Annotated in this window: 27 protein-coding genes; 15 read left to right on the plus strand and 12 right to left on the minus strand. The window is 61.5% G+C overall.

Going from position 1 to position 25,710, the window contains the following annotated elements; all coding sequences use genetic code 11:
• The first annotated feature begins 45 nt into the window (after positions 1 to 45).
• Positions 46 to 1,290, plus strand: a complete 1,245-nt coding sequence (locus G7025_RS03990) for a zinc-dependent alcohol dehydrogenase (RefSeq protein WP_181076748.1) — start codon at positions 46 to 48, stop codon at positions 1,288 to 1,290.
• Positions 1,291 to 1,372: 82 nt separating this feature from the next.
• Here the strand turns inward: G7025_RS03990 and G7025_RS03995 are convergent, their stop codons facing one another.
• Together G7025_RS03995 and G7025_RS04000 are read right to left on the minus strand one after the other, a co-directional pair.
• Positions 1,373 to 1,804 (minus strand): hypothetical protein, encoded by a 432-nt coding sequence (locus G7025_RS03995; protein WP_181076750.1) that lies wholly within the window; start codon positions 1,802 to 1,804, stop codon positions 1,373 to 1,375.
• Positions 1,805 to 1,877: 73 nt separating this feature from the next.
• Positions 1,878 to 3,116, minus strand: coding sequence for an MFS transporter (locus G7025_RS04000; protein WP_181076752.1), 1,239 nt, complete (start codon positions 3,114 to 3,116; stop codon positions 1,878 to 1,880).
• 70 nt (positions 3,117 to 3,186) lie between these two features.
• On the opposite strand from G7025_RS04000, the gene G7025_RS04005 reads away from it, so the two are divergent.
• Entirely contained in the window at positions 3,187 to 3,876 is a 690-nt protein-coding gene (locus G7025_RS04005; protein ID WP_181076754.1) for a helix-turn-helix domain-containing protein, read from the plus strand.
• A gap of 8 nt (positions 3,877 to 3,884) precedes the next feature.
• Here the strand turns inward: G7025_RS04005 and G7025_RS04010 are convergent, their stop codons facing one another.
• Positions 3,885 to 4,673 (minus strand): AraC family transcriptional regulator, encoded by a 789-nt coding sequence (locus G7025_RS04010; RefSeq protein WP_181076755.1) that lies wholly within the window; start codon positions 4,671 to 4,673, stop codon positions 3,885 to 3,887.
• A gap of 85 nt (positions 4,674 to 4,758) precedes the next feature.
• Between G7025_RS04010 and G7025_RS04015 the strand changes: the two genes are divergently transcribed.
• The 5 genes from G7025_RS04015 (at position 4,759) to glsB (ending at position 8,979) form a co-directional block, all read left to right on the plus strand.
• Positions 4,759 to 5,757 carry a bile acid:sodium symporter family protein gene (locus G7025_RS04015; protein WP_181076757.1) on the plus strand — a complete coding sequence of 333 codons (999 nt, stop codon included), beginning with the start codon at positions 4,759 to 4,761 and terminating at the stop codon, positions 5,755 to 5,757.
• Positions 5,758 to 5,841: 84 nt separating this feature from the next.
• On the plus strand, positions 5,842 to 6,204 hold the full coding sequence (locus G7025_RS04020) for a type 1 fimbrial protein (protein ID WP_181076758.1): 363 nt from the start codon (positions 5,842 to 5,844) through the stop codon (positions 6,202 to 6,204).
• Positions 6,205 to 6,315: 111 nt separating this feature from the next.
• A complete protein-coding gene (locus G7025_RS04025; RefSeq protein ID WP_181076760.1) occupies positions 6,316 to 7,503 on the plus strand; it encodes a sugar transporter in 1,188 nt (395 codons plus the stop codon).
• Between the two features lie 167 nt (positions 7,504 to 7,670).
• Positions 7,671 to 8,015, plus strand: a complete 345-nt coding sequence (locus tag G7025_RS04030; RefSeq protein ID WP_181076762.1) for a hypothetical protein — start codon at positions 7,671 to 7,673, stop codon at positions 8,013 to 8,015.
• Between the two features lie 55 nt (positions 8,016 to 8,070).
• Positions 8,071 to 8,979 (plus strand): glutaminase B, encoded by a 909-nt coding sequence (glsB, locus tag G7025_RS04035; protein WP_032889526.1) that lies wholly within the window; start codon positions 8,071 to 8,073, stop codon positions 8,977 to 8,979.
• 37 nt (positions 8,980 to 9,016) lie between these two features.
• Here glsB and G7025_RS04040 read toward each other — a convergent pair whose 3' ends face one another.
• Complete coding sequence (locus tag G7025_RS04040; protein WP_181076765.1) at positions 9,017 to 9,256, minus strand: DUF6124 family protein; 240 nt, start codon at positions 9,254 to 9,256, stop codon at positions 9,017 to 9,019.
• 379 nt (positions 9,257 to 9,635) lie between these two features.
• On the opposite strand from G7025_RS04040, the gene G7025_RS04045 reads away from it, so the two are divergent.
• A complete protein-coding gene (locus G7025_RS04045; protein ID WP_236218510.1) occupies positions 9,636 to 9,956 on the plus strand; it encodes a hypothetical protein in 321 nt (106 codons plus the stop codon).
• Positions 9,957 to 10,129: 173 nt separating this feature from the next.
• Here the strand turns inward: G7025_RS04045 and mddA are convergent, their stop codons facing one another.
• The 3 genes from mddA to G7025_RS04060 all read right to left on the minus strand — a co-directional run bounded on the left by mddA (position 10,130) and on the right by G7025_RS04060 (position 13,487).
• The gene (gene mddA, locus G7025_RS04050; RefSeq protein ID WP_181076767.1) at positions 10,130 to 10,897 is read right to left on the minus strand and encodes a methanethiol S-methyltransferase; all 768 of its coding nucleotides are present in this window, start codon (positions 10,895 to 10,897) and stop codon (positions 10,130 to 10,132) included.
• Positions 10,898 to 11,116: 219 nt separating this feature from the next.
• The gene (locus tag G7025_RS04055) at positions 11,117 to 12,361 is read right to left on the minus strand and encodes a saccharopine dehydrogenase family protein (RefSeq protein WP_181076769.1); all 1,245 of its coding nucleotides are present in this window, start codon (positions 12,359 to 12,361) and stop codon (positions 11,117 to 11,119) included.
• Positions 12,362 to 12,389: 28 nt separating this feature from the next.
• Positions 12,390 to 13,487 carry a carboxynorspermidine decarboxylase gene (locus tag G7025_RS04060; RefSeq protein WP_181076771.1) on the minus strand — a complete coding sequence of 366 codons (1,098 nt, stop codon included), beginning with the start codon at positions 13,485 to 13,487 and terminating at the stop codon, positions 12,390 to 12,392.
• 185 nt (positions 13,488 to 13,672) lie between these two features.
• Here G7025_RS04060 and G7025_RS04065 point away from each other — a divergent pair, with 185 nt between their 5' ends.
• Positions 13,673 to 14,338 (plus strand): DUF2268 domain-containing putative Zn-dependent protease, encoded by a 666-nt coding sequence (locus G7025_RS04065; protein ID WP_181076774.1) that lies wholly within the window; start codon positions 13,673 to 13,675, stop codon positions 14,336 to 14,338.
• A 13-nt stretch (positions 14,339 to 14,351) separates the two neighbouring features.
• Here the strand turns inward: G7025_RS04065 and G7025_RS04070 are convergent, their stop codons facing one another.
• Positions 14,352 to 15,995: a sensor domain-containing diguanylate cyclase gene (locus tag G7025_RS04070; protein ID WP_181076775.1), complete on the minus strand. Its 1,644-nt coding sequence runs from the start codon at positions 15,993 to 15,995 to the stop codon at positions 14,352 to 14,354.
• A 190-nt stretch (positions 15,996 to 16,185) separates the two neighbouring features.
• Between G7025_RS04070 and metE the strand changes: the two genes are divergently transcribed.
• Positions 16,186 to 18,474: a 5-methyltetrahydropteroyltriglutamate--homocysteine S-methyltransferase gene (metE, locus tag G7025_RS04075; protein ID WP_181076777.1), complete on the plus strand. Its 2,289-nt coding sequence runs from the start codon at positions 16,186 to 16,188 to the stop codon at positions 18,472 to 18,474.
• 73 nt (positions 18,475 to 18,547) lie between these two features.
• On the opposite strand, the gene G7025_RS04080 is transcribed toward metE, so the two are convergent.
• A complete protein-coding gene (locus G7025_RS04080) occupies positions 18,548 to 19,702 on the minus strand; it encodes a DUF1624 domain-containing protein (RefSeq protein ID WP_181076778.1) in 1,155 nt (384 codons plus the stop codon).
• 111 nt (positions 19,703 to 19,813) lie between these two features.
• Between G7025_RS04080 and G7025_RS04085 the strand changes: the two genes are divergently transcribed.
• Together G7025_RS04085 and yfcF are read left to right on the plus strand one after the other, a co-directional pair.
• The gene (locus G7025_RS04085; protein ID WP_308811956.1) at positions 19,814 to 20,374 is read left to right on the plus strand and encodes a DUF924 family protein; all 561 of its coding nucleotides are present in this window, start codon (positions 19,814 to 19,816) and stop codon (positions 20,372 to 20,374) included.
• Between the two features lie 95 nt (positions 20,375 to 20,469).
• On the plus strand, positions 20,470 to 21,102 hold the full coding sequence (yfcF, locus tag G7025_RS04090; RefSeq protein ID WP_181076780.1) for a glutathione transferase: 633 nt from the start codon (positions 20,470 to 20,472) through the stop codon (positions 21,100 to 21,102).
• Here yfcF and G7025_RS04095 read toward each other — a convergent pair.
• A complete protein-coding gene (locus G7025_RS04095) occupies positions 21,077 to 21,349 on the minus strand; it encodes a hypothetical protein (protein WP_181076782.1) in 273 nt (90 codons plus the stop codon). The two genes, yfcF and G7025_RS04095, sit on opposite strands and share 26 nt — an antisense overlap.
• A 130-nt stretch (positions 21,350 to 21,479) precedes the next feature.
• Here G7025_RS04095 and G7025_RS04100 point away from each other — a divergent pair, with 130 nt between their 5' ends.
• Together G7025_RS04100 and G7025_RS04105 are read left to right on the plus strand one after the other, a co-directional pair.
• Complete coding sequence (locus G7025_RS04100) at positions 21,480 to 22,124, plus strand: ATPase (protein ID WP_181076784.1); 645 nt, start codon at positions 21,480 to 21,482, stop codon at positions 22,122 to 22,124.
• A gap of 34 nt (positions 22,125 to 22,158) precedes the next feature.
• Positions 22,159 to 22,500, plus strand: a complete 342-nt coding sequence (locus tag G7025_RS04105; RefSeq protein WP_181076785.1) for a hypothetical protein — start codon at positions 22,159 to 22,161, stop codon at positions 22,498 to 22,500.
• A 48-nt stretch (positions 22,501 to 22,548) separates the two neighbouring features.
• Here the strand turns inward: G7025_RS04105 and G7025_RS04110 are convergent, their stop codons facing one another.
• Together G7025_RS04110 and G7025_RS04115 are read right to left on the minus strand one after the other, a co-directional pair.
• The gene (locus G7025_RS04110; RefSeq protein ID WP_181076787.1) at positions 22,549 to 23,295 is read right to left on the minus strand and encodes a creatininase family protein; all 747 of its coding nucleotides are present in this window, start codon (positions 23,293 to 23,295) and stop codon (positions 22,549 to 22,551) included.
• A 30-nt stretch (positions 23,296 to 23,325) separates the two neighbouring features.
• Positions 23,326 to 24,039 (minus strand): murein L,D-transpeptidase catalytic domain family protein, encoded by a 714-nt coding sequence (locus G7025_RS04115; RefSeq protein WP_181076789.1) that lies wholly within the window; start codon positions 24,037 to 24,039, stop codon positions 23,326 to 23,328.
• Between the two features lie 39 nt (positions 24,040 to 24,078).
• Here G7025_RS04115 and G7025_RS04120 point away from each other — a divergent pair, with 39 nt between their 5' ends.
• The gene (locus G7025_RS04120; protein WP_181076790.1) at positions 24,079 to 25,680 is read left to right on the plus strand and encodes a L,D-transpeptidase family protein; all 1,602 of its coding nucleotides are present in this window, start codon (positions 24,079 to 24,081) and stop codon (positions 25,678 to 25,680) included.
• Positions 25,681 to 25,710: the final 30 nt, after the last annotated feature.

The following is a 25,710-nucleotide window of genomic DNA, read 5'->3' on the forward strand; positions in this document are numbered from 1 at the left end:
CCGTCCCTTAAATCTGCCATTTTTTCCAGATCAGGAGTGCAAAGCATGCGAGCGATGACTTTCCAAGGGTCCCACAAAGTGCAAGTGGATACGGTTCCCGACCCGATCATCGAGCAACCCGACGACATCATTCTGCGCGTCACCGCTACCGCTATCTGCGGTTCGGACCTGCATCTGTATCGAGGCAAAATACCGACGGTGGAGCACGGCGATATCTTCGGCCACGAGTTCATGGGCATCGTTGAAGAGACCGGTCCGGCGGTCACCGCCGTGCAGCGTGGCGACCGGGTAGTGATCCCGTTCGTAATCGCTTGTGGCGACTGCTTCTTCTGTCAGCTCCAGCAATTTGCCGCCTGTGAAACCACCAATGACGGGCGCGGCGCGATCCTCAACAAAAAGTCGATCCCACCGGGTGCTGCGTTGTTCGGCTACAGCCGCTTGTACGGTGGCATTCCCGGTGGTCAGGCTGAGCTGGTTCGGGTTCCCAAGGCCAATACCGGGCCGTTCAAAGTCCCCGGCGCCCTGGCTGATGAGAAGGTGCTGTTTCTCTCAGACATCTTGCCCACGGCGTGGCAGGCGGTGACTAACGCGGGCATCGGCCAGGGCTCCAGCGTAGCGATCTACGGCGCAGGCCCCGTAGGCCTGCTGAGCGCCGCGTGCGCGCAGATGCTCGGCGCCGAGCAAATCTTCATGGTCGATGATCACCCGTATCGACTGGCGTACGCGCAGAAGATGTATGGCGTGATTCCGATCAATTTCGAGGAAGACGATGACCCCGCCGATACCATCATCCGCCAGACCCGTGGCATGCGTGGGGTCGACGGGGTAGTGGACGCGGTCGGCTTCGAAGCGAAGGGCAGCACCACCGAAACAATCCTTACCACGCTTAAGATCGAAGGCAGCAGCGGTAAGGCCCTGCGTCAATGTATTGCTGCAGTCCGACGGGGCGGAGTGGTAAGCGTGGCAGGGGTGTACGCCGGATTCATCCACGGTTTCATGTTTGGCGATGCATTCGATAAGGGTTTGACGTTCAAGATGGGGCAGACCCACGTGCAGCGTTACCTGCCGCAACTGCTGGAACATATCGAACTGGGGCGTCTGAACCCGGAGGCTATCGTTACTCATCGCCTGTCCTTGGAGCAGGCGGCGCGCGGCTATGAACTGTTTGATAAAGCCGAGGAGGAGTGCCGTAAGGTGATTCTGGTGCCGGGTCTGGATGAGCGGCCGCTGGTGGAGCCGCTGGATGAAACGACGCCTGAGCTGCAAGTGCAGGGCGTGCCGGGGTTCTGAGTCGGGCGCGATGCGGGAGGGGTTATCCTTCCTGCATCGCTTGGCTCAGATTCACCCTATAAAAGTGCATTTGCCGTACGAATCAGGCCATAGCCTGGGGCTGAATGTGCAAGACACCGTCCACATGCTTGACCAGCCCACTGGCCAAAAACAACGGCTCCAGGCGCTTGTGCAGTTGCGGCTCGACAAATTCTTTTACCGTATCGAGGGCCAACACGCCGCTCGCGGGCAGCTCTGCCTTGGTATACGACAACCAGGCCTTTTTCAATGCCTGCAACACATCGCTGCCCGCCGTGGAAGCAAAGCGGCGATGCGTGGGTTTACCGTCGAAACCGAAGGTGTGCTGGAACTCATAGCCGTTTTCGTCGCCACCACTGGCTGTGCAACGAATGCAGGTGCACGGGCCGTCGCCAAATGCGCTGCGCAGGTAAGCGTTAAACTCCACCACCGGTTTGAGTGACAGGCGCTTATCGACCTCGAACAGGTCTCCGGTCATTTTTTCGTCAGTGTTCAACGTCCGTTTCCTCGCAGTGGCATGGCAGCTTTTCAAAGCGCCGCACAATAACAGCCGAGGGCGGGTTTGGGCACTATTTGCGCTCGCGGGTGGATGAGTTGCGATAGAACGACAGCATCGCCAGCAATTGAACGGCCGCCGTCGCGCCCACCATCGCCATGATCGTGTGGCCGGGGTCGTCGAAGACGGAGCGGATCAACCCGAAAAACGCCGGCGCACAGGCGTAAGTGGCCTGACTGACGGCCACCATCAGGGCGATGACCTTGGCAGTGTGCGCGCGATTGAATTCAACCTGTGCAATCAGCGGCGGCAGCGAAGTCGCATTGCCGATGCCCGAGCCGATCAGCAGCACGGCGGCCCATGCGAATGTCGGATGCAGGTCCAGACCCAGCAGCATCAAGGTCCCCAGCAACTGCACCGCGTACCCCAGGCAAGCGAGGTGGCGACGGTTGAAACCGCCGATCATCAAATGGGCGGCAACGTAGCGACCGCCCATTGCACTGGCGGTGGCCAGCGCCATGGCCACGGAGGCTTCATGACTGCCCAGACGTGTGCTGAGCAGGGAATACAAATGCGCGATCAGGCCGATCTGGGCGAACAGGCCCAGTGACATGCCGGCGGCCAACGAGCGGAACGAACCTGACCTGAACGCCTGTGCGGTGGTCCAGGGCGAATCGGCCTGGGAGACGCTCACCGGTTCCGCCTGGGCTTGGTTATCCGGATGTTGCCCGAGATCACGCGGCGTCCGGTTGAAGACCCGCAGCGAGAACCCGGCGATGACGACCACGGCGATCAGGCTGACCATCAGCGCAGCCACGGCAAAGCCGAAGCGCTCGATCAGCACGACCCACAACGGCGAAAAAATCACCCCGCCCAGGCTGGCGCCGTTGTAAGCCTTACCCAAGGCTTTTGGCCGCTCCTTGACGTACCAGGGCGCGATCAAAGTGTTCACCGCAGTGGCGCCCAGGGTCACCCAGCCGATACCCGAGCAGATCGCGCCCAGGTACAGCACCTGCACGGTGTCGGCCCGGGCCCAGATATTCACACCGATGCCCAGCATCGCGCAGCCCGCGAGTGTGATCGCCGGCACGCCGAACCGTGCGTACAGGCGGGGCAGATTGGCAATCACCAGCGTGCCGCTGAGGAAGTGCAGGGTGACGGCGCCCGACACTTGAGCGATTGGCCAGCCCGTGCGCTCCATCACCGCCTGCAGATAAATCGGCGGGCCGTAAAAGCCGATGCCCCATCCGAGCATCGCCAGAATGAATGTGCACCTGAGCACGGTGTGTCCGAAAAAATGCTTGTCACGCATGGCTATCTCCTTTTGGTGGACGCACAGGCTATGCTTGCGCCCTGTCGTTCACTTCGAGGAGCATCGAACAATGGATGTTGAGCAGTCCGAGCTGCGACTGGCCAGTGTCGCCGCCGCCATCGCCGACCCCGCCAGGGCGCGTATGCTCTGCTGCCTGCTGGACGGCCGCGCGCGCACGGCGACCGAATTGGCGGTAGTGGCGCAAAAGAGCCCGTCGACCGCCTCCAGCCATTTCCAGAAACTGCTGGAACAGGGGCTGGTGACCCTGGTCACTCAAGGCAAGCATCGCTACTTTCAATTGGTCAGTGCCGATGTCGCCAGGGCGCTGGAAGGCTTGCTTTCAATCAGCTCATTCGACGCGCCGGCCTTCAAACCCTCGACGCCTTGCCACCTGCGCCACGCTCGCAGTTGCTACGACCACCTGGCCGGAGAACTTGGCGTCCTAGTGCACGATGCGTTGTTGCGCAAGCAGTGGATGTGCCTGCAGGACAGCGGATATCAACTGACCGCCACAGGCACCGAACGGCTGACGGCGCTGGGGCTGCAGGCAGTTCCGGACAGCTCGGCGCGCCGCCGATTTGCTTATCCCTGCCTGGACTGGAGCCAGCGTTGCTCGCACCTGGGCGGTGCGTTGGGCGCGCAGTTGCTGACGCATATGCTGCATGACCGCTGGCTGATGCGCACGCTCGATACCCGCGCGTTAACGCTCACCCCCAAAGGCCGCAAGCGCCTGGCTGCTGTATTTGATATTTCATCCTGACGCTGGAATCAGCGGAAAAACTCCCCCGGCGTGGCATCGAACTGCTGGCGAAACGCATTGATGAACGCCGATGTCGATTCATACCCGCTGGCCAGCGCCACGTCCGTGACCCGTTCGCCATGTTCGAGGGCGGGCAGGGCGCTGAGCAGGCGCAGGCGTTGGCGCCAGGCGCGGAAAGTCAGCCCGGTATCGCGCAGGAACAGGCGGCTGAGGGTTTTTTCGCTGACCCCCAGTTTGTCGCTCCATTGCCCCAGGGTGGTCTGCTGTTCCGGGCGCTGGTTGAGGCTGCGGTAGATCTGGCGCAGGCGCGGGTCCATCGGCAGCGGCAGCATCAGGTCGACCTGCGGCGCGGCGGCGAGTTGGTCGAGGATCACCTGGGCCAGACGCCCGTCGGGGCCGTCCTCGGCGTATTCCACCGGCAGTTCGCTGAAGCGGCGGATCAGCTCGCGCAGCAGGTTGCTCACCTCCAGTACGTGACAATGCCCGGCCGCCCATGGGGTGACGCTGCAATCGAGGTACAGGCTGCGCATCTCGGTGTGGGGCGTGCTGTACACCCGGTGCGGCATGCCCGCCGGAATCCACACGGCCCGCTGTGGCGGCGCGACGAAGCGGCCGGCGCTGGTCTGGATCTCCAGCACCCCGGAAATCGCGTAGGACAATTGCACCCACGGGTGACTGTGGCGACGGGTCAACGCGCGATTGGGCAGCGATTCGGTGCGCCCGTACACCGGCCGTGGCAGGCTGGACAGCCCAGGAATGCTGCGGCGCACGGTGTTGGCATGTCCTTTAGGCGGCATTTACTGGCTCGTTGGCGTTAGTCGGTAACAAGGCGTTACGTTAGAGTCGCGGTGACGCTCTTGGCAACCCCTGGAAGACTTCACTATGACCCGGCCCCGCTTTCTGCCCGACAACTTCACCCTCACGCTGATCGCCACGGTGATCCTCGCCTCCCTATTGCCCGCCAGCGGCCAGACCGCCGTGGCATTCGGCTGGGTCACCAACCTGGCCATCGCGCTGCTGTTTTTCCTGCACGGCGCCAAGCTTTCGCGCCAGGCCATCGTGGCCGGCGCCGGCCATTGGCGCCTGCACTTGCTGGTGTTCAGCCTGACCTTTGTGCTGTTCCCGTTGCTGGGGCTGGCACTCAAGCCGGTGCTGTCGCCGTTGATCGGCAAAGACCTGTACATGGGTATGCTCTACCTCTGCGCGTTGCCGGCCACGGTGCAGTCGGCCATCGCTTTCACTTCCCTGGCGCGGGGCAATATCCCGGCGGCGATCTGCAGCGCGGCGGCGTCGAGCCTGTTTGGGATCTTCCTCACGCCGTTGCTGGTGACCCTCTTACTCAACGTGCATGGCGAGGGCGGCTCCACCGTCGATGCCATCGTGAAAATCAGCGTGCAATTGCTGCTGCCGTTTATCGCCGGGCAGATCGCGCGGCGCTGGATCGGCGAGTGGGTAGGGCGCAACAAGGCCTGGCTGAAGTTCGTCGACCAGGGTTCGATCCTGCTGGTGGTGTACGGCGCGTTCAGCGAGGCGGTCAACGAAGGCATTTGGCACCAGATCCCATTGTGGGAACTGGGCGGGCTGGTGGTGGCCTGCTGCGTGCTGCTGGCGCTGGTGCTGATGGCGTCCACCGTGTTGGGCAAGGCCTTTGGGTTTAACCAGGAGGACCGCATCACCATCCTGTTCTGCGGCTCGAAGAAAAGCCTGGCGACCGGTGTGCCGATGGCTCAGGTGCTGTTTGCCGGGGCGAGCATGGGCGTATTGATTCTGCCGTTGATGCTGTTTCACCAGATCCAGCTGATGGTGTGTGCGGCGCTGGCGCAGCGTTATGCCAAACGCGCGGAGAGTGTTGCGGAGTTGATGGCGCAGGTGGATCCGTAACATTTTGTTGCTCTGCGACGATTAACCTCAAGTTAGTACCTGTGCTGACGACTTACTTCTTAATCACCAGGAAGGAGTATCAGCATGCGTATCAACGGTTTTTCGGCAGCGACAGGTCTCCTTTGCCTCTGGGCAAGCGCATGCGGCGCGGCGCAGCCGGCAAGTCAGGGCACCATCAGGTTTACCGGGAGTATCGTTGAGCCGATGTGTGCGACAAATGCGCACAGTGGCACGCAGTTGGACGTGACGGGGTGCCCCAGCGCCAGCCGAGGTAACCAGTTCACGGTCCGCAGCGTGGCACCTGTGGCCAGCGTCAACGGGGCCAGTCTGCGGCTGGTGGCGGACAGCGGCAGCGGGCGTTTTTACGATCAGCGCTACCTATTGGTGGACGGACGCGGTCAGCCGGTCAAATCGGGTAGGTACGTGGTGACGCTGACCGCGCCCTGATTCTGCGCCGCGGATGAGCGTCAACAGCCGCCCGAGAAACCTATAGAATGCTCGGCGGCGGCGCTTGTCCTGGGTGGCCGCTCGATCACCGTCAGAGTACCTCGCCCGTCAATGAGCCTTTCAACCGCAACTCCCCAGCCAAACTGGCAACCGGTCATCGCCCTGGCGCTGGCCGCTTTTGTGTTCAACACCACCGAATTCGTACCCGTCGGGCTGCTCAGCGCGATTGGCGAAAGCTTCGACATGCCCATCGCCAGCGTTGGCCTGATGCTCACCATTTATGCGTGGGTCGTCTCGCTGACCTCGTTGCCGGTGATGTTGCTGACCCGCAACGTCGAGCGACGAAAGTTGCTGATCGTGCTGTTCGGGCTGTTTATCGCCAGCCATATTCTGTCCAGCGTGGCCACCAGCTTCGGCCTGTTGATGGTCAGCCGTATCGGCATCGCCTTGTCCCATGCGCTGTTCTGGTCGATCACCGCATCTCTCGCCGTGCGCCTGGCGCCGCAGGGCAAGCAGGTGCAGGCCCTGGGCTTGCTGGCCACCGGCACGTCCCTGGCGATGGTGCTGGGCATCCCTCTGGGGCGCCTGCTCGGTGAAGCCATGGGCTGGCGCACCACCTTCCTGGTGATCGCCGCGTTTGCGGGCGGGCTGGTGTTCTGGCTGGCGCGTACCTTGCCGCCGCTGCCGAGCCAGAACTCCGGCTCCCTGCGCAGCCTGCCACTGCTGTTCAAACGCCCGGCGCTGGTGGCGTTGTACGTGCTCACGGCGATGACCGTCACCGCGCAATTCACCGCCTACAGCTACATCGAACCCTTCGTCGAAGGCGTGGCGGGCATGGGCGGCGGCGCCGTGACCCTGATCCTGCTGGTGTTCGGCGGCGCGGGCATTATCGGCTCGCTGCTGTTCAGCCTGGTGCACCGCTTCAACCCGCATCTGTTCGTGGTCGGTACTGTGTTCCTGCTGGCGGCCTGTCTGGCGCTCTTGCTGCCATTGAGTGGCGCCCAATCCTACCTGGTGGGCTTGAGCGTGTTCTGGGGTATGGCGATCATGGGCTTCGGCCTGGCCATGCAATCCAAGGTGCTGGTGCTGGCACCCGACGCCACGGATGTGGCCATGGCGATGTTCTCCGGTATCTACAACATCGGCATCGGCGGCGGCGCCCTGATGGGCAGTTGGGTCGGCAGCCACTTCGGCTTCGCCTGGATTGGCGCGGCGGGTGGGCTGCTAGCGGCGCTGGCGTTGGTGGGGTATTGCCTGGCGATTCGGCGGTTTGGGACGGGGGTGGTGCCGCGGGAGTAGTTCACCCCGGTAAGGTTCTGTGCTTCTTGTGATTGATTCAGTGCGTTCTTATTTGTCCGGCGCTGAGCGTGGGTCAATCTGGCGCCTATCTGGACTCATGGGACGGTGCAGCACCTGGGCATTTGAACTACTTTGATTGACGACCGATTCCTGCCCGGTGATGACTGATGCGTACGTTCTGGAAGCGATATGTGGCCCTGCTGGAAAACGACTTGAGTGCGCAGATTTTCGACAATGTGAAAAACCTGCTGGTGTGTGCGCTGTTATTCGCCGCCGGTACCAACACGCTGCTGGGCCAGCAGCCGCTGTTTATTGGCGTGTTTGCCTCGACTGTGGCGGGGTGGGGGCTGATTGTGTTGTCGAGCATGCTGATGCTGTTGAACGTCAGCGATGGCATCCGCCGCCTCGCCAGGTTGCGCTACCACCTGGCGCTGCAACTGTTGTTGATCCTGGTGTATCTGGTCGTGGCCGAGCGGGTGGTAGAGATTGTGTGGGGCTTTCGCGCCCACTGAAGTATCCTGCGCGCCCCGTTTACCACTGATTCAAACCACGATGACAGGACAAGACATGCAGGCGTTGCTGGAGTCGATTCTCGACGAAGTGCGCCCTTTGATCGGCCTCGGCAAAGTCGCCGATTACATCCCCGCGCTGGCCGATGTGCCGGCCAACCAACTTGGCATTGCGGTGTACGGCAACGACGGCTCGGCTTACCGCGCCGGCGACGCCGACACGCTGTTCTCGGTGCAGAGTATTTCCAAGGTGTTCAGCCTGGTGCAGGCGATCGATCATGGCGGCGAAAGCATCTGGGAACGCCTGGGCCACGAGCCTTCGGGGCAGCCGTTCAACTCCCTGGTGCAGCTGGAGTTCGAACGCGGCCGTCCGCGCAACCCGTTCATCAACGCCGGCGCCCTGGTGATCTGCGATATCAACCAGTCGCGCTTCGCCGTGCCGATCCTGTCGATGCGCGATTTCGTGCGGCGCCTGTCGGGCAACCCGCAGATCCTGGTCAACAGCGTCGTCGCCGACTCCGAGGCCCAGCACGGCGCACGCAACGCAGCCATGGCCTACCTGATGAAATCCTTCGGCAACTTCCACAATGACGTGGACGCGGTGCTGCACAGCTACTTCAACTACTGCGCCCTGCAGATGAGCTGCCTGGACCTGGCCAAGGCGTTCAGCTTCCTGGCCAACGAGGGCACGAGCGCCCACAGCGGCGAGCAGATCCTCACGGCTCGCCAGACCAAGCAAGTCAACTCGATCATGGCCACCAGCGGGCTGTATGACGAGGCGGGCAACTTTGCCTATCGCGTGGGCTTGCCGGGCAAGAGCGGTGTGGGCGGCGGCATCGTCGCGGTGGTGCCGGGGCAATTTACCGTATGCGTATGGTCGCCGGAGTTGAACGCAGCGGGGAATTCGCTGGCTGGGATCAAGGCGTTGGAGTTGTTGAGTGAGCGGATTGGGTGGTCGGTGTTTTGAGATCGTTCCCACGCGCGTGGGAACGATTACCTGAGTGTCATGCCGCTGGATGGGCGTCATCCAATGCTTTGTCTACCAACAGTTGGACACCTTCCAGCATTCGGCAGATGCCCAGCGCGACATTGCGTTGTGCACCGTCGATTTCAAAGGCCAGGTGCGTGGCGATGTCGGTGATGGAGGATAGATCCTGGGATGCGTTGACCAGCAGGGTTTCTGTGCCCAGGTTGGGGCGTACGGTGAAGAGTCTATCTGGGGGATTTGGGGTGTCTTTGATCATGGTGGAGCTCCGTCGACAAGTGGAGCCGCCAGCGTTCGCGGTCAAACGAAGAGGGTGGCAGCTGTACGCGGGTTGACCGACCGGTTGTCAACGAACCCGGCATACCCGAAGGTATCCCGCGCACAACTGCCGCGACACGATACCTCAGGCACAAAAAAAACGCCTGGGATAGGTGCAGGGCGTAGCAGCTCGTTAACAAGGCCGGACGGTCAAATCCGGTCGCTGAATTGGCAGCGACGGAGGAGAGGTTAGTCAGGGAAGTTCCGAGCGACAACCTGAAAGCCTTGTCGGAAAAATCCGAGAAAAGCAAACGTAGAAAACCAATGCTACGCTGCCGTCGCAGCCTAGGAATTTTCCCTTTTTTCAGATGGATGTCTGTATGGCCTATGAACTCCATATCGCCCGTGTCGAAAGCAATGTAATAACGCCTGAAGAATGGCGTGCCTTGTGTGCCAGTGACCCAACCATCGTGTTGCAGGACGAAGTGACCGCCATTAATCCCACGACAGGAGCGACGATCTCCATCAGCGGCAACCAAACGGCTTACTGGACCTCTCCCACTACGCAGCAGGAATACTATTTCGATTATCGCGGTGGCCAAATTTCGTTTGTGTACAGCGATGAGAACATCGTCAAAGCCAGAGCGATCGCCCAGGCTCTCGTCGCTGAAATTCGAGGCGATGAGGGTGAGAAATACTGATCCGCGAGGTTTTGCGCGGCGTCACGAACAGGTCGATCAGTCGCGCCGACCGTGACGCTCCGCGTCACCGTCGCGCGGTACTCAAGCCGTGGACCGTTTGGCGGGACGCGGAGCGTCCCAGGCGGCATTCCCACGCAGAGCGTTCGAACGATCAGCCCGCTCGTCACAAAGGTTTATTCAGCGTCTTTTTTGCGTGACTTCACCCACGGCAAAATCATGCCCACCTCCTGCTGGTAACGCCGATACCGCTCACCAAACAACGCCACCAGATCCTTTTCTTCAAAGCTGGCGCCAATGAAGATGTAAACCGTCATCCCCATCGAAAACAACAGGTGCCCAGCGGTCATGTGCGGTGTTGCCCAAAAGGCGATCAGGAAACCCAGGTACAGCGGGTGACGCACGATCTTGTAAAACAATGGCGTTCTGAATTCTGGCGCCTGTGGCGTGGCCCTGCGCCAACGGTCGATGGGCTGCTTGAGCCCGAACAGTTCGAAGTGGCCGATTAAAAAGGTTGCCAGTAAAGCGATGCCCCAGCCCAACCAGAACAGGCCAATCAATAGGCCCCTGGCCCACGTCGTTTCAACTTCCCAAACGGTGAGCGTCATCGGTTGCCACAGCCAGAACATCAGTACAAGCACCAGGCTGCTGAGCAGTACATACGTGGAGCGTTCAACGGACGTCGGAATGACTGCCGCCAGCCACCGCTTGAAGCCTTTGCGTGCCATGACCGTGTGCTGGACGCCGAACAGCAGGATCAGTGCGCAGTTGATCAGCGCGGCGAGTGGCCAAGCGAGGAGGGGGCCATCGTTGATGTTTTTGGGCACCGCCACACTGCCGACGAAGCCGATCAAATATAAGAACGTGATTAGGAACACCACGTAACAGCAGGCGCTGTACACCAGTGCGATGGCACGGGCGGCGCGGTTGTTGTTGAGGTTCATGAGCGTGCCCTACCCACAGGATGAATGGGCAGCAAACCTGCAGGTCAGCCACTCCATGGTTAAGCCTAGCGGGTATTGCGTGCGCGGTAACCTGTGAGAATTGACAGTGCTCGGTGTGGCTGGTCGTCGCAATTGCAATGTGGTTTGGAGATAGGTATCCGCCCAAACAAAAAATGCGCCCCTTCGAGCGCATTTTTTTGTTCGGTCCGCTATCGCCTATCAGGCCATTGCATCCCAGGCACGATCACCGTGCTCGTCCTTGATCCGAGTCGGCAGGCCCATCACGTCCAGCGCCTTCAGGAACGGTTCTGCCGGCAGTTCCTCGACGTTGGCCATGCGCTGCACGTCCCATTCACCACGGGCTACCAGCAGCGCGGCGGCTACCGGTGGTACGCCGGCGGTGTAGGAGATGCCCTGGCTGTCGGTTTCGGCGAAGGCTTCTTCGTGGTCGGCGACGTTGTAGATGAACACTTCACGCGGCTGGCCGTTCTTGGTGCCTTTGACCAGGTCACCGATGCAGGTTTTGCCGGTGTAGCCCGGGGCGAGCGAAGACGGGTCGGGCAGTACGGCCTTGACCACTTTCAACGGCACCACTTCCAGGCCTTCGGCGGTTTTGACCGGCTTTTCGGACAGCAGTCCGAGGTTGTTGAGCACGGTGAACACGTTGATGTAGTGCTCGCCAAAGCTCATCCAGAAACGCACGTTGGGCACGTCGAGGTTTTTCGACAGCGAGTGCACTTCATCGTGGCCGGTCAGGTACAGATTCTGCGAACCGACTACCGGCAGGTCGTCGGTGCGTTTGACTTCGAACATGGTGTTGCTGGTCCACTGGCTGTTCTGCCAGCTCCACACCTGTCCGGTGAATTCGCGGAAGTTGATTTCCGGGTCGAAATTGGTGGCGAAGTATTTGCCATGGGAGCCGGCATTGACGTCGAGGATATCGATCGAATCAATGCGGTCGAAATGCTGTTGCTGCGCCAGCGCGGCATACGCGTTGACGACACCCGGGTCGAAGCCCACGCCGAGGATGGCGGTGATGTTCTTCTGTTTGCACTCTTCCAGGTGGTTCCATTCGTAGTTGCCGTACCACGGCGGGGTCTCGCAGACCTTGCCCGGCTCTTCGTGGATGGCGGTGTCGAGGTACGCTACGCCCGTGTCGATGCAGGCCCGCAGGACCGACATGTTGAGGAACGCGGACCCCACGTTGATGACGATCTGCGAGCCGGTCTCGCGGATCAGGGCCTTGGTCGCTTCCACGTCCAGGGCGTTCAGCGCGAAGGCTTGGATATCGGCGGGTACCTTGAGGCTACCCTTGGCCTTGACGCTGTCGATGATGGCCTGGCATTTGGAGATGTTGCGCGACGCGATAGCAATACGACCGAGCTCGTCGTTGTGCTGCGCGCACTTGTGGGCCACCACCTTGGCGACACCTCCTGCACCAATGATAAGAACGTTCTTTTTCAATTGCTTTATCTCTCCTTTATCCGCCAGCTTACGAAAGGCTGGACAGGTAGTCTTCGTAACCAAATTCACGAACCACCTCGACTGTACCGTCGAGTTGTTTCACTACGATGGACGGCATTTTCAGGCCGTTGAACCAGTTTTTCTTGACCATGGTGTAGCCCGCGGTGTCGATGAACGACAACCGATCGCCGATGGCCAGCGGACGATCGAATTGATATTCGCCGAAGATATCCCCGGCCAGGCAGGATTTGCCGCACACCATATAGGTGTGTTCGCCTTCGCTCGGTGCCAGCTTGGCGTTGAGGCGGTAGATCAGCAGGTCCAGCAGGTGGGCCTCGATGGAGCTGTCGACGACGGCGAGGTTTTTGCCGTTGTAGAGGGTGTCGAGCACGGTGACTTCCAGGGAGGCACTGTTGGTGATCGCCGCTTCACCCGGTTCCAGGTAGACCTGCACGCCGTACTTCTCGGAGAACGCCTTCAAGCGCGCGCAAAAGGCGTCCAGCGCATAGCCTTCGCCGGTGAAGTGGATGCCACCGCCGAGGCTGACCCACTTGACCTTGTGCAGCAGTTCGCCGAAACGCTCTTCGATGGTGCCGAGCATCTTGTCGAACAGGCTGAAATCGCCGTTCTCACAGTTGTTATGGAACATGAAGCCGCTGATCTGCTCGATCACGCCTTCGATTTTCACCGGGTCCCATTCGCCCAGGCGGCTGAACGGACGCGCCGGGTCGGCCAGCAGGTAGTCGGAGCTGCTCACCTGCGGGTTCACACGCAGGCCACGGGTCTTGCCTTCGCTGCGTTCGGCAAAGCGCTGCAGTTGGCTGATGGAGTTGAAGATGATCTTGTCGCAGTTCTCCAGCATCTCTTCGATTTCATCGTCGGCCCAGGCCACGCTGTAGGCGTGCGCTTCACCTTCGAACTTCTGGCGACCGAGCTTCAACTCATACAGCGACGACGAGGTGGTGCCGTCCATGTATTGCTGCATCAAGTCGAACACCGACCAAGTGGCAAAGCACTTGAGCGCCAGCAGCGCCTTGGCGCCGGACTGCTCGCGCACATAGGCAATCTTCTGCATATTGACCAGAAGCTTCTGTTTATCGATGAGGTAGTACGGCGTTTTGATCATTTTTGAGAGCCTGCGGCGGTGCCTGCCAAAAAAGGACACGCATTGTGCCCGCACTTGGAACAGATCGAAAGGTTCGTGGGCGGATTTTGCTGCGCCACTTTTAATCTGGCCTGCCAATGTGACAGGCCGTCAGTATGATGGGCCACTCTGATGATGGAACCTGTTCAGGACGACGAGAGGTGAGAATGGACGCATGGACACTGCACTGGCTGGAAGCTTCGGGCGCCTTGGCCAAGTGTCGCCCTGAAGTGAGCGCGGCATTCGAAAGTGCTTACCGCGCTATTGCTCGCTGGATGCCGCCACCGAGACTGGACGTACTGATCCAGCGTCTGCCCGGTGAGACCCTTCCCGAACTGGGCCTGGTCGGGCGGGCATATCGCAGTACGATGTTCTCCATGACGCTGGATCCCGATAACCCGCACTTTGCCGACAGCCTCAACAATGGCGCGCTGCAACGGCACATTGTGCATGAGGTGCATCACTGTCTGCGCATGGCCGGGCCCGGCTACGGCTGGACATTGGGAGAGGCTCTGGTCAGCGAGGGGCTCGCGGGTCGGTTTGTCGGGCACCTGCTCGGCACAGCAGCGGAACCGTGGGAACAAGCGTTCAGCCTAGACGAGCTACGAATTGCGCCCGTACCGATGAGTCAAATTGAGGCGCCGTATTACGATCACAGCGCCTGGTTTTTCGGCTCCGGTGACAAGCCCAGATGGTTGGGCTATGCGTTGGGGTTTCACATGGCCGGGTGTTGGTTGGCCTCGGTCGGCGAGCCGAGTGTGAAGGCGTGGATCAACGTTTCGGCGCAAGAGGTGATGGCGGTCGCACTCGAGGAGGGGCTGTTACTGCGCTGACTTGCCCCTAAGCTCACGCCACTTTATTCCTACCCGCCGCCTTGGCCTCATACAACCGCAGATCCGCGCGTTTGAGCAGCGCCAGGGAATCGCGGTCGGCGGGTTCGGCCACGCCGATGCCGATGCTCACCGTCATCTGGCCTACCGTAGGAAACACTGCCGCTGCCACGGCGGCGCGGATCTTTTCGGCGACCACTTCGGGGCTGTCGGGTTCGTCCACCTCCGGCAGCAGCACCGCGAATTCTTCACCGCCGTAACGGGCGACGAAATCGGTGGCGCGGGTCGTTTTTTCGATCACCGAGGCCAGGTGCGCAAGCACGTCGTCCCCGATAGCGTGGCCGTAGGTGTCGTTGATGCGCTTGAAGTAGTCGGCGTCGATCAGCAGCAGGGCGAAGGTGCGGCCGGTGCGCTGAAACAGCAGGCTGTTTTCCGCGAGTTTTTCGTCGAAGCGGCGGCGGTTATAAACGCCGGTAAGGGCATCGTGCGTGGCCAGTTTAAGCAGTTCGGCATTGGCCTGGGTGAGGTCGGCGGTGCGTTGGGCGACGGTGGCCTCCAGGGACGCGTTGGCTTCCTGCAGTTCGCGCTCCTTGCTCAACAGCGATTGGGTCATGCCGGCCAGCGAGCGGCCCAGTTGGGCGATCTCCAGCACCGCGTGTTCCTGGGGAAACACCGCGCCGGGCTGCTGGTCCTGCACCTGCTTGGCTGACTTGGCCAGCCGTTCGATCGGACGGCTGAGGGTCGACGCCAGATAATAGGCAACCAGCCCGAACACCACTGCGGCGAGTACGCCCAGTATCAGCAGTTTGTACAGCAACTCGCGCGCCGGTTGCAGGGCGATATCCAGCGGTTGGCGCAGTACGATGTACCACGACAGCTGGGCATTGGACGGGCTCGGCACCGCCACCGATGCCGTCACGTAGCCGTTGCCGGAGGTCCAGCCGGAGGGGCTGTTCAGGTGGGTTGGGGGTATCTGTTGGCCGGCGAGTGCCTCGGGGTAGAGCACCTTGCCATCGCCGTCGATGATCAGCGCTTGCAGGTCCGGCACGGCGTCTTTTTGCTGGGTGGCCGACTCGACGATATGGGTGACCCAGCTCCAATGCGCGTGGGCTCCAAGCACGCCGATCGTCTCGCCCTGGGCGTTGCGGATCGGCGCAGCAAAGTCGATGAAGCGCAACGGCTCACCACTGGGCGACCCCGGCATCAGCTTGGCCAGCAACACCGCTTCGTGGGGATCGCCGGTGTACTCGCCGCGCATGCCGGCCTGGAACCAGGGGCGTTGCTGCACCGATTGATTGACCAACAGCCCGTTGACCGCCTGATGCACACGCCCCTGGGTGTCGGCCACGCCCATCCATGCATACTCGGCGCGCGATTGGCTGCGCAATTCCATCAGTGTAAGGATATCCGGCGCGTCCAAGTTGCCCAGGCGCATCAACGGCGCCTTGCTCAGCAGCGACACTTCCAGTTGGCGTTCGCGCAGTTGCATGGCCAGCAGCGCAGCGGTGGAACGAGCAGCACCGAGCAAGGCATTACCGCTGGCCTGACGCACCTGGCCGGTGGCGATATGGCCCACGTAGAATCCGACACTCAACAGCGTGAGCAATGACAAACCGGCAAACCACAGGGTCAAGTGACTACGCAGACTGGTTTTGATCATGAATGCTCAAATGAGTAATTATTTTGACGCATGGTATGCCCGATGCAGGGGTGGCCGCCAGCCAGGACTTGCCCGACTTTGGGGTTAACATGAGCGAATCTTGTGTTCATCTAAAATAAAATGAGTTTGTTTCACGCTGATCACCTGCCGACAATAGCCGCCATTACCACTTGTATTGGAGTTGCACGTCATGGCAGTCGCTCATTCCCTCGGGTTTCCACGCATTGGACGCGACCGAGAATTGAAAAAAGCCCAGGAAGCCTTCTGGAAGGGCGAACTCGATGAAGCCGGCCTGCGTGCCGTGGGCCGTGAGCTGCGCCAGGCACATTGGGCGCTGCAGAAACAGGCGGGTATCGAGTTGTTGCCGGCCGGTGATTTTGCCTGGTACGACCAAGTGCTGACCCACTCGCTGATGTTCGGCGTGGTCCCCGAGCGTTTTCGCCCAGCCGATGGCCAGGCCACGCTGCATACTCTGTTCGCCATGGCCCGAGGGGTCAGCGACCCCTGCTGCGGCGGTGCCCATGCCCAGGAAATGACCAAGTGGTTCGACACCAATTATCACTACCTCGTACCTGAGTTCAGCGCCGACCAGCACTTCCATCTCGGTTGGGACCAACTGTTCGATGAGGTCAGGGAAGCCCGCGACCTGGGGCACACCGTCAAGCCGGTGATCATTGGCCCGCTGACTTACTTGTGGCTGGGCAAAGCCAAGGGTGGCGAGTTCGACAAGCTCGATTTACTCGATCGCCTGTTGCCACTGTACGGTCAGATCTTCCAGCGCCTGTCGGAACTGGGGGTGGAATGGGTGCAGATCGACGAACCGATCCTGGTGCTCGACCTGCCGCAGGCGTGGAAGAACGCGTTTGAACGCGCCTACAACCAAATCCAGCGCGATCCGCTGAAAAAACTGCTCGCCACCTACTTCGGTGGCCTGGAGGAAAACCTCGGCCTGGCCGCCAACCTGCCGGTGGACGGCCTGCATATCGACCTGGTGCGCGCGCCGGACCAGTACCCGACCATCCTCGACCGTTTGCCCGCCTACAAAGTGTTGTCGCTGGGCGTGGTCAACGGCCGCAACGTCTGGCGCTGCGACCTGGAAAAGGCGTTGGCGACCCTGCAGCACGCGCATGAGCGCCTTGGCGATCGGCTGTGGGTGGCGCCGTCGTGTTCGTTGCTGCACAGCCCAGTGGACCTCGGTCGTGAAGACCAGCTCGACGCCGAGCTGAAAAGTTGGTTGGCGTTTGCCGTACAGAAATGCGCCGAAGTGGCGCTGTTGGCCCAGGCGGTCGATCAGCCAGACGCCGCCAATGTGCGCGCCGCACTCACTGAAAGCCGCACCGTGCAGGCAGCTCGCGCGGCTTCGCCACGTATCCACAAACCGGCGGTGCAGGCGCGCGTAGCCGCCATCACGGCCGAGGACAGCCAGCGCCAGTCGCCATTTGCCCAGCGCATCGAGCGGCAGCGCGCCGGCCTTGATCTGCCGCTGTTTCCCACGACCACCATCGGCTCATTCCCGCAGACCGCGTCGATCCGCCTGGCGCGTCAATCCTACAAGCAAGGCAAGTTGAGTGAGGCCGAATACGTCGAAGCCATGCACAGCGAGATCCGCCACGCAGTCGAGGTGCAGGAGCACCTCGGGCTGGACGTACTGGTACACGGCGAAGCCGAACGTAACGACATGGTCGAGTATTTTGCCGAACAACTGGACGGCTATGCGTTTACCCGGTTCGGCTGGGTACAGAGCTACGGTTCGCGCTGCGTGAAACCGGCGGTGATTGTCGGCGATCTGAGCCGTCCGCACCCCATGACCGTCGAGTGGATCCGCTACGCCCAGGGGCTGACCCGCAAGGTCATGAAAGGCATGCTGACCGGCCCGGTGACCCTGTTGATGTGGTCATTCCCGCGCGAAGACGTGAGCCGCGAAGCGCAGGCCCGGCAATTGGCCCTGGCGGTTCGGGATGAAGTGCTGGACCTGGAGGCCGCGGGCATCCGCATCGTGCAGATTGACGAAGCGGCGTTCCGTGAAGGCTTGCCGTTGCGTCAGGCGCAGTGGCAGTCGTACCTGGACTGGGCCACTGAAGCGTTCCGACTGTGCGCCGCTGGCGTGCGCGATGAAACCCAGATCCATACGCACATGTGCTACAGCGAGTTCAACGACGTGATCGAGTCCATCGCGGCCATGGATGCTGATGTGATTACCATCGAAACCTCGCGCTCGGACATGCAGTTGCTGGAGGCCTTCGAAGCGTTCGATTACCCCAACGACATCGGCCCGGGCGTCTATGACATTCACTCGCCTCGTGTGCCGGATGCCTCGGAGATGGCCAACCTGCTGCGCAAGGCCGCCCGGCGCATCCCCGCCGAGCGCTTGTGGGTGAACCCGGATTGCGGGTTGAAGACACGCGCCTGGCCGGAGACGGAAGCGGCGTTGATTCATATGGTCACCGCCGCCCGCCAACTGCGCGCCGAGCTGGCTTGACAGGGTAAAAAGTGCAGAGGGGGCTTGTTGTGATGGGCGTACTTGCCCCTCCCGCAACTGGATCGGTGTCAGCTCAAAGGTATTTGAGCCAGGCCAGGTCGCGGCGACGGTTTTTGAGCGTGGCGAACCAGCGCACGGGCGGGTACAGCGCCAGGGGCAACACCAGCGCCAGCAGCCATACCGCACCGATAGTGTCGAAGCCGAAGTAGTTGCCATGGTTCAGGCCGAACAGCGCGACACAGGCGACATACAGCACTTTCAATACATATAGATGCAGCAGATAAAAGAACATCGGCACGCTACCCAGCACCGCCAACACGCCAATCCAGCGTCGATGCCCCGCGCGTTCAAACGCCAGCAACAGCAACAGCCCAATCCCCAGTGTCAGCATCAGGAACAACAGCGAAGGCGGGTACTTGGTCACATTAAAAAAGCTCATCAACGCTTGCACGCCGCTGTCATACGCCTGCCAGGGTTTTTCGCCATAGCCATTGGCTGCACGCAGCCCCACAAACCCCACCAGCGCACTCGCGCCGGCCCACAACAGATAACGCTGGCGTACGCTTGGGGAGGTCATCTGCGCAAACCACGGGCCGAGGCCGTAGCCCAGGGCAATCACACCGATCCACGGCAACACTGGGTAGGTGACGCGCAGGCGCAGGTTCTCGCTGAGGTCTATCCAGCTGCGTTCATGCGCAATCGCCCATAGGTGTTGCAGCGCCGACCCGTTTGCGACGTGCACGCCGTCAAGCAGGTTGTGGCCGGCAATGAGCAGCAGCGCCAGCCCGATCAGCAACGCGCGCGGCAGCCACACCAGCGCGGCCAGGGCGAGCATGCTCACGCCGATGGCCCAGATCACCTGCAGGTAGATCACGCTGGGCGGTAACTGGAAGGTCCAGGCGAAGTTGACCAGGGTAAATTCCAGCATCACCAGAAACAGCCCGCGCTTGAACAGAAATGCCGACACATCGCGCCGCCCTTGGTGTTTTTGACCATACAGCCAGGCCGAGAGCCCGGTGAGTAATACGAACACCGGTGCGCAGAGATGGGCGAGCGTGCGGCTGATAAACAGCACCGGCTCCGTGCTGTCGATGTTCATCGGGTCGCTGACCTGGCGGTGCAGCAGGAAGGTCTCGCGCGCATGGTCGAGCAGCATGAACAGAATCACCAGGCCACGCAGGGCGTCGATGGAGAGCAGGCGTTGGCGCGCAGGGGCAGCGTCGGTCATGGGCGAGGGTCACAGGGCCGGTTGAGAAGGAGTGTTATCCTATAACATTCGAGTGTGTCGTGCCGTGCTTCTGATACCGTTATTGTTTAAGCCTTACTGGAGTCCGCCACCGTGATCCCCCATGACGCCACAGCCAGTCACACCGCCCAGGACGTTCTCGATTTCTGGAAAACCGCCGGCCCCAAGCGCTGGTTCGCCAAGAGCGAAGCCTTCGACGCCACTTTCCGGGACGCGTTCTACGCCACCCATCTGCAAGCCGCCCGCCGCGAGCTGGAGGGTTGGCTGGACTCGGCGCAAGGCGCGCTGGCCCTGCTGATCCTGCTGGACCAATTCCCGCGCAACGCCTTTCGCGGCACCGCGCATATGTTCGCCACCGACCCGCTGGCGCGGCTGTATGCGCAGCGCATGCTCGACGCCGGGCTGGACCAGCAGGTTGAACCGGCGTTGCGCGCCTTCTGCTACCTGCCATTCGAGCACTCCGAAGAACGCGCCGACCAGCAACGCTCCCTGCAACTCAATCAGACGCTGGACGCGAACACCTTTCGTTGGGCCAAGGAACATGCGCGCATCATCGAACGATTTGGGCGCTTCCCCCATCGCAATAAAGTGCTGGCGCGGATCACCACGGCAGAGGAGCAGGCGTTCCTGGGCACCGGAGGCTTTGCCGGGTAACGGCTATTCCTGCCGGGAATGCCCCCATAAAAAGCCTGCATTGTCTTTATCGTCGTCGATCTCGTAGCGTAGGGCTTCATTTCAAGGAGATCGCCATGCACCACAAACCGTTGCGTCTTTACGTCGACTCGCTCTACACCAGCCCTTACGCAATGTCGGTTTTCGTCGCCCTGCAAGAAAAAGGCCTGGCGTTCGATACGATCCCCCTGGACCTGGAGGCAGGGCAAAACCAGGCGGCCGACTATGCGCGGCTGTCGCTGACACAACGGGTGCCGACGCTGATCGAGGGGGATTTTGCCTTGTCGGAGTCCTCCGCGATCACCGAGTACCTGGAGCAGGCTTACCCGTCTATCCCGGTGTATCCCACCGACCCGAAGCAGCGTGCCAAAGCGCGCCAAGTACAGGCCTGGTTACGCAGTGATTTGCTGCCGATCCGCCAGGAGCGCTCGACGCTGGTGGTGTTCTGCGGGCAGAAAATGCCGCCGTTGTCGCCAGTGGCCGAAGCGGCCGCGGCTAAATTGACTGCGGCGGCCCAGGCACTGCTGTCGGATAACCCGGTTCACCTGTGCGGCGAGTGGTCGATTGCCGATGTAGACCTGGCGGTGATGCTTAACCGCCTGATCCTCAATGGCGACGCAGTGCCCGCCGAGCTGGTGGCGTATGCGCAGCGCCAGTGGCAGCGGCCGTCGGTGCAGGCGTGGGTCAATCAGCCACGTCCGGCGCTGTAGCCGGCTCGGCCAGTTGCGCGGCACGCCGGTCGAGGTCTTCCCAATCGGCCATGCCCAACACCCGCGTGGTGTTCAAACCGCGCAGGTAGCCGCGCAACTGCTGCGCGCTGGCCTGGAACCGGTCGGCGTCCACCGTCTTATCCTGCAGCACCTGCTCATACTCGGCCAGGTAATCGGCGACCCGATCGCGAAACTCCGGCAGGACGGCTTCGCGGATGCGGTCGAAGGTTTTCTGGTGGGGCTTCATGGCGTGGTCCTTATAGTTTTAGCGGTGCACTATCGCTTCAGATAATAGTCACCATCACGTAACGCAAGTTCTGTTTTTGCCGCATAAGCGCAAAATTGCCTCATCGACACGCCGTTCAGGGAAATGCGCGATGAGAACGTTTATTCAATTGTGTTCAATCATTCTGATGCTGGGGGCGCCTGCGCTCAATAACGCGGCAATTGCCGGCGATCTGCGTGCAGGCCATTTGCTACCTATCGTCGGTAGCGTAGACTCTCTGCAGCCTACGCAATCGGTGGGTGTGTTGCTGAGCGACAACACCCGCGACAATCTCAGCTACCTTGAACGCTACCACGACATGGCCTTGAACGGCGCCAAGGATGCCCTCGATTCACGCATCCGCGCAGCGTTCGTCAACAGCTCCGACCCGGAACTTGCCATGGACTGGTTGATGCATTCGCTGCAGGGCAGCTTCGTCTCGGTCACCGTCTACGACAACCTGGATGCCCTGGTGCGAGCGCATCCGGATGTGGTGGTGATGCTCGACACTCATAACCAGTTGCTGACCCCGCGTAATGACCAGGTCCAAGCGCGGTTTGTGGCGCGGTTCTATGATGCCGACCTGCAATACATCGCCAAGGCCGAGGGCTCGGTACACCGTCATGTGCCGTCGGTGTGGGTGCGCGACAAGGCTGCGCCGGAGATTGCGGCGCAGATCGAACAGCAGCGCGATGTACAGCTCGACGCCTTAAAGCAGTTCGATGCATCGCTCAAGGCGCTGATGCGTGCGGGTTGATATGAACTTTTACTTTTATCGTCAGGATGTTTTCATGCGCTCTTTTTTCGTACCGGCCACGGCCTTCGCTTCTTTGTTGCTGGCCGGTTGCGTCTCTGCCCCTAACACTCCGAGCTTGACCCTGCAGACCACCAAAACCCCTGAAGGCTATGTGCAGTGCGTGCTGCCCAAGCTGGAAAAACATGCGATCTCCTCCACGGTGACGCAAAACTCGCGTCACGCCAAAGTGCTGTTGACCAGCCGGATTGCCGCCGACGATGTGCTCGAAGCCTACAAGGCCGGGGAGGGCGCCAAGGTGTTTTTGTATGAGCGCAAGCCGCTGGCGTCGACTATTACGCCGTCGCGCCTGGAGATAGCGGCCAAGGAATGCCAATAACGCGATGCGCTGATAGGAGAGGGGCCTGGCCCCTCCCGCCAAGCGGATTTACGGTTTAACTTCGTCAGCGAAGTGACGCACTGTTTTGATCAGCCCCTGTGCGGCCAACGCCACCAGTTCCCCGCCTTTTTCCACCGTCGCCAGCGCCGGGTCGGAACCCATGCGCCCATCGGGGAAGCGTGCGCGGAAGTCCAGCGCTTCGCGGATCGGCCCGGTGTTGGCGATCTGCGGCGAATAGTCGGCTGTCTTGATTGCATCCGGGTAAGCCCATTGCGTCACTGCGATTTCCGACGGCGTGGCGTGGCTGCCATGACCCACGGGGAACTGACGATGGGCCAGCTCATTGACACCCTCCAGATCCCACCAGTTCACCAGTTTCAGCGCGAACCCGGCCGGACGCCGGGCGAAGCTGGCTTCGGCGTACAACTCGGAAAACGCCGCTTCAATCGTGGCGATATTGCCGCCATGGCCGTTCAGGAACAGGATCTTCTCGAAGCCATGCCCGGCCAGCGAGCGCACCCAATCGCCAATCGCGGCGATAAAAGTGGAGGGGCGCAGGGAGATGGTGCCGGGAAACCCCAGATGGTGCTGGGCCATGCCGATATTGAACGTGGGGCCGATCAGCAGGTCGGCGTGCCGTTGTGCCTCATGGGCGATGATTTCCGGGCACATCCAGTCGGTGCCCAGCAGACCGGTCGGGCCGTGCTGCTCATTGGAACCGATGGGCACCACCACCGTGCGGCTGCGCTGCAGAAACTGCTCGATCTCGATCCAGGTGGACTTATGTAGAAGCATTGGGTGCTCTCTTTAATCGGTGGGGACAGGCTAACCGCCACGGATTGTACGACTACTGGCCACCTGTTGGGGCTTGCAATTGAGGTAAGTGGAAGACTTCAACCAGCGCTGGTCGGGATACCACGAAAACATGAACTGGCCGTCCTTGAGCTTGTCCACCACTTGACGCGCCACTTGCGGGCGCACGGCCGGGCAACCCTGGCTGCGGCCAATACGGCCTTCGCGCTTGCTCCACAGTGGGCTGACGTAATCGGCGGCATGAATCACAATAGCGCGGTCGCGGGCCGAGTCATTGAACCCCGGCTCCAGCCCGTCCATGCGCAGTGAATAACCATGGGTGCCCAGGTAACTTTCCTGGGTGCGGAACAGGCCAAGGCTGGACTGGTGGCTGCCTTCAAGGTTGGAGAACTGGGTGGCGAAGTTTTCCCCGGACTTGGCGCCGTGGGCCACCAGGTCGCGCAGCACCAGGGTTTTCTTGCGCAGGTCGAAGATCCACAGGCGACGGGCGGTCGAAGGTTGGGAATAATCGATCACGGCCAGGCGTTCGGAGCGTTCTTCGCCGTTGCTGACTGCACATTGCACCGCGTTAAGGGCGCTTTTGAGCACAGTGGGATTGAGTTCTGGAGCCGATCGCGCCAGGCTGTTATACAAGGAAGGCACGTTGCCATTGGCGGCGAGCACAGAGTTACTCAACGCAGCCAGGCTTGCGGCCATCAGGCCGAGGCGGCACAGGAAAGTCAGCATCTACAGTACAACCCCCCACTGTGGATTGGAGCTAAAGCATTGTTCAAAAAACACGCATGTTACTTGAGCATTTGCTTGCTCGTTGCACCATTGGTCGCCACGGCCGACGCGCTGCCGGTCGAGCCCTTGCCGGTGACGACGCCGGCACCGGTCGACCTGGCGCCCGTGCAGCAGGCGCTGGCGCAGTTGCCCAGTGTCTGCCCCGGCCTTGCGCCGCAGATCGACGCCGCCGCACAGGGGCGCCTGCAAGCCTTTTATCAGCAGCAGGGTGATGTCGCGTTGTGGTCCGACGAAGCCCGTCGCCAAGCCTTGCACGCCCAACTGCAACTGCTCGCCGACGACGGCCTGGACCCTTCCCACTATAGCCTGCCTGCCGTGGATGCCACGGCTAACGTGCTGTGCAGCGATATCGACAGCAGCCGCCACTACCTGCAGGCCCTGCAGGACCTGCACTACGGACGATTGCAGCAATCACGCTTCGAACCGCTGTGGCATTCCCAGCCGCCTGCCCGCGACCCCGATGTTGAAGTGCTCGCCCTTGCTGCGGTGGGCCTGCAGGACATGGCCCAGGCGTTCGATCAAGCGCGCCCCGGCGCCGATTTGTATCGCAGCCTGCGCAATGCCTATGCGAGCGTGCGCCTGCAACCGTTGCCGCATTGGGACGCCGTGGGCAGTGGCCCGTTGTTGCGCCCCGGCATGGAAGACACGCGGGTGCCGCAGCTGGCACGGCGTCTCTACGACGGCGGCTACCTGGCCGCTGAGCCCCAGGGCGTCGGCAAGCAATACCGCGCGGAGCTGGTAGACGCGGTCAAAGCCTTTCAGCTCAGCCATTCATTGCAGGCCGATGGCGTGATCGGTGCCGGCACGGTAGCCGAACTTAATATCAGCCCGGCGGTGCGTCGCGAGCAGTTGCGCATCAACCTCGAACGCTTCCGCTGGCTGGCCCAGGACCTGGAGCCCGAAGGCGTGCTGGTCAACGTCGCCGCGGCACAACTGAGCGTCTATCAGAGCGGCATCCCCGTGTGGCAAACCCGTCTGCAAGTGGGCCGCGCCGAGCGCCAGACACCGTTGCTCAAATCGCGCATCACCCGGCTGACGCTCAACCCCACCTGGACCATCCCGCCCACGATTATGCGCGAGGACAAACTTCCGGCCATTCGCCTCAATCCCGAATACCTGCGCCAGCAGAACCTGCAGGTGCTCGACGCCCAAGGCCAGCCGCTGGCCCCGGAACAGATCGACTGGGCACACCCCGGCAACATCCTGCTGCGCCAGGAAGCCGGCCCGCGCAATCCGCTGGGCAAAATCGTGATGCGCTTTCCCAACCCCTACTCGGTGTACCTGCACGACACCCCCAGCCAGCCGCTGTTCACCAAGGGCCCGCGCGCGTTCAGCTCCGGCTGCGTGCGGGTTGAACAACCGTTGCTGCTGCGCGACCTGCTGGTCAGTCCTGCCGAGCGCGCTCGCACCGATGAACTGCTGGCCACCGGCGTGACTCATGAATTCCGCCTGGCTACCCCGGTGCCGGTACTGCTGGGCTATTGGACAGTGGAAGTGGACCGCCAGGGCGGCCTGGTGTACGCGCCGGATATCTACGGGCGGGACCTGGTGCTGATGAAGGCGATGGGCAGCGTGCTCTGAATATAGGGCCGCCCCGCGCCCCAGCGCGGG

Source organism: Pseudomonas lurida, from assembly GCF_013522705.1.
Lineage (GTDB): Bacteria > Pseudomonadota > Gammaproteobacteria > Pseudomonadales > Pseudomonadaceae > Aquipseudomonas > Aquipseudomonas quebecensis.

Bases quoted from the DNA above. Each gene is read 5' to 3' on its own strand.
- G7025_RS04030 (WP_181076762.1), top strand. From the start codon at position 7,671: ATGCGTACGTTCTGGAAGCGATATGTGGCCCTGCTGGAAAACGACTTG.
- G7025_RS04115 (WP_181076789.1), bottom strand. From the start codon at position 24,039: ATGCTGACTTTCCTGTGCCGCCTCGGCCTGATGGCCGCAAGCCTGGCT.
- G7025_RS04005 (WP_181076754.1), top strand. From the start codon at position 3,187: ATGGATGTTGAGCAGTCCGAGCTGCGACTGGCCAGTGTCGCCGCCGCC.
- G7025_RS04040 (WP_181076765.1), bottom strand. From the start codon at position 9,256: ATGATCAAAGACACCCCAAATCCCCCAGATAGACTCTTCACCGTACGC.
- G7025_RS04020 (WP_181076758.1), top strand. From the start codon at position 5,842: ATGCGTATCAACGGTTTTTCGGCAGCGACAGGTCTCCTTTGCCTCTGG.
- G7025_RS04100 (WP_181076784.1), top strand. From the start codon at position 21,480: ATGAGAACGTTTATTCAATTGTGTTCAATCATTCTGATGCTGGGGGCG.
- mddA (WP_181076767.1), bottom strand. From the start codon at position 10,897: ATGAACCTCAACAACAACCGCGCCGCCCGTGCCATCGCACTGGTGTAC.
- yfcF (WP_181076780.1), top strand. From the start codon at position 20,470: ATGCACCACAAACCGTTGCGTCTTTACGTCGACTCGCTCTACACCAGC.
- G7025_RS04025 (WP_181076760.1), top strand. From the start codon at position 6,316: ATGAGCCTTTCAACCGCAACTCCCCAGCCAAACTGGCAACCGGTCATC.
- G7025_RS04110 (WP_181076787.1), bottom strand. From the start codon at position 23,295: ATGCTTCTACATAAGTCCACCTGGATCGAGATCGAGCAGTTTCTGCAG.
- metE (WP_181076777.1), top strand. From the start codon at position 16,186: ATGGCAGTCGCTCATTCCCTCGGGTTTCCACGCATTGGACGCGACCGA.
- G7025_RS04095 (WP_181076782.1), bottom strand. From the start codon at position 21,349: ATGAAGCCCCACCAGAAAACCTTCGACCGCATCCGCGAAGCCGTCCTG.
- G7025_RS04045 (WP_236218510.1), top strand. From the start codon at position 9,636: ATGGCCTATGAACTCCATATCGCCCGTGTCGAAAGCAATGTAATAACG.
- G7025_RS04105 (WP_181076785.1), top strand. From the start codon at position 22,159: ATGCGCTCTTTTTTCGTACCGGCCACGGCCTTCGCTTCTTTGTTGCTG.
- G7025_RS04010 (WP_181076755.1), bottom strand. From the start codon at position 4,673: ATGCCGCCTAAAGGACATGCCAACACCGTGCGCCGCAGCATTCCTGGG.
- glsB (WP_032889526.1), top strand. From the start codon at position 8,071: ATGCAGGCGTTGCTGGAGTCGATTCTCGACGAAGTGCGCCCTTTGATC.
- G7025_RS04070 (WP_181076775.1), bottom strand. From the start codon at position 15,995: ATGATCAAAACCAGTCTGCGTAGTCACTTGACCCTGTGGTTTGCCGGT.
- G7025_RS04060 (WP_181076771.1), bottom strand. From the start codon at position 13,487: ATGATCAAAACGCCGTACTACCTCATCGATAAACAGAAGCTTCTGGTC.
- G7025_RS04065 (WP_181076774.1), top strand. From the start codon at position 13,673: ATGGACGCATGGACACTGCACTGGCTGGAAGCTTCGGGCGCCTTGGCC.
- G7025_RS04000 (WP_181076752.1), bottom strand. From the start codon at position 3,116: ATGCGTGACAAGCATTTTTTCGGACACACCGTGCTCAGGTGCACATTC.
- G7025_RS04015 (WP_181076757.1), top strand. From the start codon at position 4,759: ATGACCCGGCCCCGCTTTCTGCCCGACAACTTCACCCTCACGCTGATC.
- G7025_RS04080 (WP_181076778.1), bottom strand. From the start codon at position 19,702: ATGACCGACGCTGCCCCTGCGCGCCAACGCCTGCTCTCCATCGACGCC.
- G7025_RS03990 (WP_181076748.1), top strand. From the start codon at position 46: ATGCGAGCGATGACTTTCCAAGGGTCCCACAAAGTGCAAGTGGATACG.